The organism is Mesorhizobium sp. M7A.F.Ca.CA.002.05.1.1 (genome assembly GCF_003998335.1).
Taxonomy (GTDB): domain Bacteria; phylum Pseudomonadota; class Alphaproteobacteria; order Rhizobiales; family Rhizobiaceae; genus Mesorhizobium.
Genome location: NZ_RZQI01000702.1, coordinates 1 through 3,210 on the forward strand (window position 1 = coordinate 1; position 3,210 = coordinate 3,210).

The window sequence follows — 3,210 nt, forward strand, 5'->3', positions numbered from 1 at the left end:
GGATAAACACGACGGGAATCGCCAGCCACTGGAGCAGAAACAATTGCGGAAAGCGGCGGCTACGCCGCAGCATCGAAACGAGCACAACCAGCTGAAGCGCCAGAAACGCCAGATTGAGGGCAACCTCGCCATACACCGCCAGCGGCCCATTCGAGAGGGTCATGAGTTGCTGGTAGCCGTCGGCCGAATTGGCGAAGTCGGCAAGCGTCCGCAATGGTGACACTGCCTGACCGATAGCCAGCAGCATCAGCCAGCCGCCGAAGCCCACAAGAGCCTCAGGATTCTGTGACGGCTTCGCGGCTGATCGAACGGCAAGGAAAACAGGCACGCCGATCAACAGCAGCAAGATCGCCCAATGCCAGACTGAAAACGTCCCCATTTACCCCTCCCTCTATTTATGCCCTTATAGGTTGTACCAGATTTCAAACTCAACTCAAGAGGCGACCCGCGTCTGAAACCAGGTCTTATGCGGAAGCGACGCTTTCTCCTGCCTGCTCCTGACGTCTCACACCCCAATCGCCGCCACCAATATCCTATTCTGCCTCCGTATCGCCGCGCGCAGTTCCGGTATCTTGGCCGCGTCACGCTTCACGAATTCGATGAACATCATGTTCATGTTGTTGAAGATCAGTTCGCCGAGCGCTGCACCGTCTATGTCCTGGCGCACCAGGCCAATCTCCTGCAGCCGGGCGATCAGGGCGCGGATCTGTTCGGTCAGGGCGCGGTCGAGCGCGGTGTAGGCCTGGCCGAACGGGCTGTCGGGCAGTTGCGTCGAGATTGCCATCGCCTGCCGCCACATCTCCTTGCTGAGATAGTGCAGCGAGTGCTCGATATAGATGCCGACCAGCGTGTCCAGCGCGTCGCCGACATTGGCCGGCGGCCTGGCGACGACGCCTTGCCCGGCATTCAGCACCTCGTTGACCTCCAGCGAGACGATGGCGCCGAGGATGTCGCCCTTGTTCTCGTAGTAGTTGTAGATCGTCCCGACAGAGACCTCGGCCTGCGCGGCGATCGCCTCGATCTTGGCGCCTTCGTAGCCGGCCTCGCGAAACAGTTCGGCCGCCGCCTCGATGATACGCCGGTGCCGGTCCGCCTTTTGCCTAGCCCGCAATCCGCTCATTCCCAGCCTCTTGCCACAAAAACAGAATTGACTCAATTTTAGAATTGGTTCAATTTTTTGCAAGAAGCCACAAAGGCAAGGGAGAACACTCGATGTCACACACAGCCAGCAATCCGCTTTCCATCCTGAAGACCCGTTTGCGCACAGCTGCCGCCGCCGCGGCGCTGCTGCTTTCGACGGGCGCGCAGGCCGCCGATCTCAACGCGCTGATCTGGTGCGATCATGCCGATCCGGCCTTGCTGCAGCCTTTCGAGGAGGCCAATGGCGTCAAGGTCAACGTCAAGGAATTCGAGGGCACCGGCGCCGGCCTCGCCATCGTCGAGCAGTCGCAGCCCGGCGACTGGGATGTGATGGTGATCGACAGCATCGACGTGCCGCGCGGCGTCGAGAAGGGACTGTTCGAGCCATTGCCGGAAGACAAGCTGCCGCTGGCCGATCTGTTTCCGCAGGTGAAGATGGACGGCTCCACCGTGGTCGGCGGCAAGCGCTACGGCATCACCGAAAAGTTCGGCTACAACACGATCGGCTACAACAAGACCAAGGTCGATCCAGCCGACATGCAGTCGATGGCAGCACTCACCGGCGACAAGTACAAGGGCAAGGTCGCCATCTACGACTACTACCTGCCGGTCATCGGCATGGCCGCACTGGCGATCGGCAAGAAGACGGCCGATCTCACCGAAGCCGACCTGCCCGCCCTCAAGGACGAGCTCTTGAAGATGAAGGCCAATGCCAAGCTGGTCGGCGAAGTGACCGCCAGCCAGACGGCGCTTGCGACCGGCGAGGTCGACATATTGGTCGGCGGCGGCGAATGGGTGACGGCGGGCCTGGCCAAGGAAAACCCGGCGCTGGACTTCTCGGTCCCCAAGGAGGGTGCGATTCTCTGGTCGCAGTCGCTGGCCATGTTCAAGGATTCCAAGAACAAGGACATGGCGCTGAAGTTTATCCAGTACATTATGAGCCCGGAAGGCCAGGCGCGCCTTGCCACCTCCTCCTGCTATTGGGGCATGCCGGCCAACACCAAGGCCGCACTCACCGACGACCAGAAGAAGGTTTTGCGCTTCGACGAGCAGCCGGGCTTCCTGGCGCGCGCCCAGGCCTATCCGGCGCCGAACGCCGATCTCGACAAGAAGATGCAGGATATGTGGACCGAAATGCTGCAGGCGAAATGAGCCGATAGCGCTCATGAGCAGCTCGGCAAACAACGGACGTGCCCTGCCCCGGGCGGGCTCTGCTCTGCCCCGGGCGGCCCTGCCCCGGGCGGGCTCTGCCCTGCCCTGGGCGCTGGTCACGCCGGCGCTCGGCTGGACGCTGCTGTTCTTCGTGCTGCCCTTCATCGCCATGGGGCTTTCCAGCCTGACGGCGCATGAGGGCGGCGGCTTCACGCTGTCCAATTACAGCCAGTTCTTCACCAACCCTTCCTACTGGCAGGCGATGGTGAACTCACTGCAGGTCACCGCGATCGTCACCGTGGTCTCGGTGCTGCTCGCCTATCCCTTTGCCTGGATCCTCGCCGAACAGGTGCCGGAACGCTGGCAGCGGCTGGCGCTGATGCTGGCGGTGCTGCCGTTCTGGACATCCTATGTCGTGCGCTCCTATTCCTGGCTGCTGGTGCTGGCGCAGAACGGCGTCGTCAACCGGGCGCTGACCGGCTCTGGCCTGATCAGCGAGCCGCTGCAACTCGCCAACACGCGTTTCGCCACCGTCACCGGCTTCGTGCATTTCTTCGTCATGCTGTTGACGCTGACCATCTTTGCCAACCTCAAGCAGTTGAGCCCGAGCTACCGCAAGGCGGCCGCCGATCTCGGCGCCGGGCCGGTGCGCACCTTCCTGCATATCGTGCTGCCGCTGACCTTGCCCGGCATCATGGTCGGCGCCTTCCTGACCTTCGTGCTGTGCATCGGCGATTACATCACGCCGCAGATCCTGGGCGGCAACAACGAGCTGCTGATGCCGCAACTGGTGATGATGCAGATCGGCCGGCGCGGCGATTTCCCGCTGGCCTCGGCGCTGTCGATTATCCTGATGGCGGTGGTCACATCAGCCTACCTCGCCTGCGCGCGCTGGCTGAAGATCGAGCGGGCCTGAGA

4 protein-coding genes are annotated in these 3,210 nt (G+C 62.2%); 2 read left to right on the plus strand and 2 right to left on the minus strand.

The window, feature by feature from the left end; translation table 11 throughout:
* Both EN939_RS26935 and EN939_RS26940 read right to left on the minus strand, forming a co-directional pair.
* On the minus strand, positions 1-346 hold a 346-nt coding region (locus EN939_RS26935; protein WP_245473176.1), incomplete at its 3' end, for a DUF2569 family protein.
* 159 nt (positions 347-505) lie between these two features.
* Complete coding sequence (locus EN939_RS26940; protein ID WP_127270785.1) at positions 506-1,120, minus strand: TetR/AcrR family transcriptional regulator; 615 nt, start codon at positions 1,118-1,120, stop codon at positions 506-508.
* Between the two features lie 92 nt (positions 1,121-1,212).
* Here EN939_RS26940 and EN939_RS26945 point away from each other — a divergent pair, with 92 nt between their 5' ends.
* Complete coding sequence (locus EN939_RS26945) at positions 1,213-2,292, plus strand: polyamine ABC transporter substrate-binding protein (protein WP_127270786.1); 1,080 nt, start codon at positions 1,213-1,215, stop codon at positions 2,290-2,292.
* A 13-nt stretch (positions 2,293-2,305) separates the two neighbouring features.
* Positions 2,306-3,208, plus strand: coding sequence for an ABC transporter permease (locus EN939_RS26950; protein ID WP_127270788.1), 903 nt, complete (start codon positions 2,306-2,308; stop codon positions 3,206-3,208).
* The last annotated feature ends 2 nt before the right edge of the window (positions 3,209-3,210 follow it).

What these genes read in the sequence shown, in the direction of transcription:
- EN939_RS26940 (WP_127270785.1), bottom strand. Translation starts at nt 1,120, where the DNA reads ATGAGCGGATTGCGGGCTAGGCAAAAGGCGGACCGGCACCGGCGTATC.
- EN939_RS26945 (WP_127270786.1), top strand. Translation starts at nt 1,213, where the DNA reads ATGTCACACACAGCCAGCAATCCGCTTTCCATCCTGAAGACCCGTTTG.
- EN939_RS26950 (WP_127270788.1), top strand. Translation starts at nt 2,306, where the DNA reads ATGAGCAGCTCGGCAAACAACGGACGTGCCCTGCCCCGGGCGGGCTCT.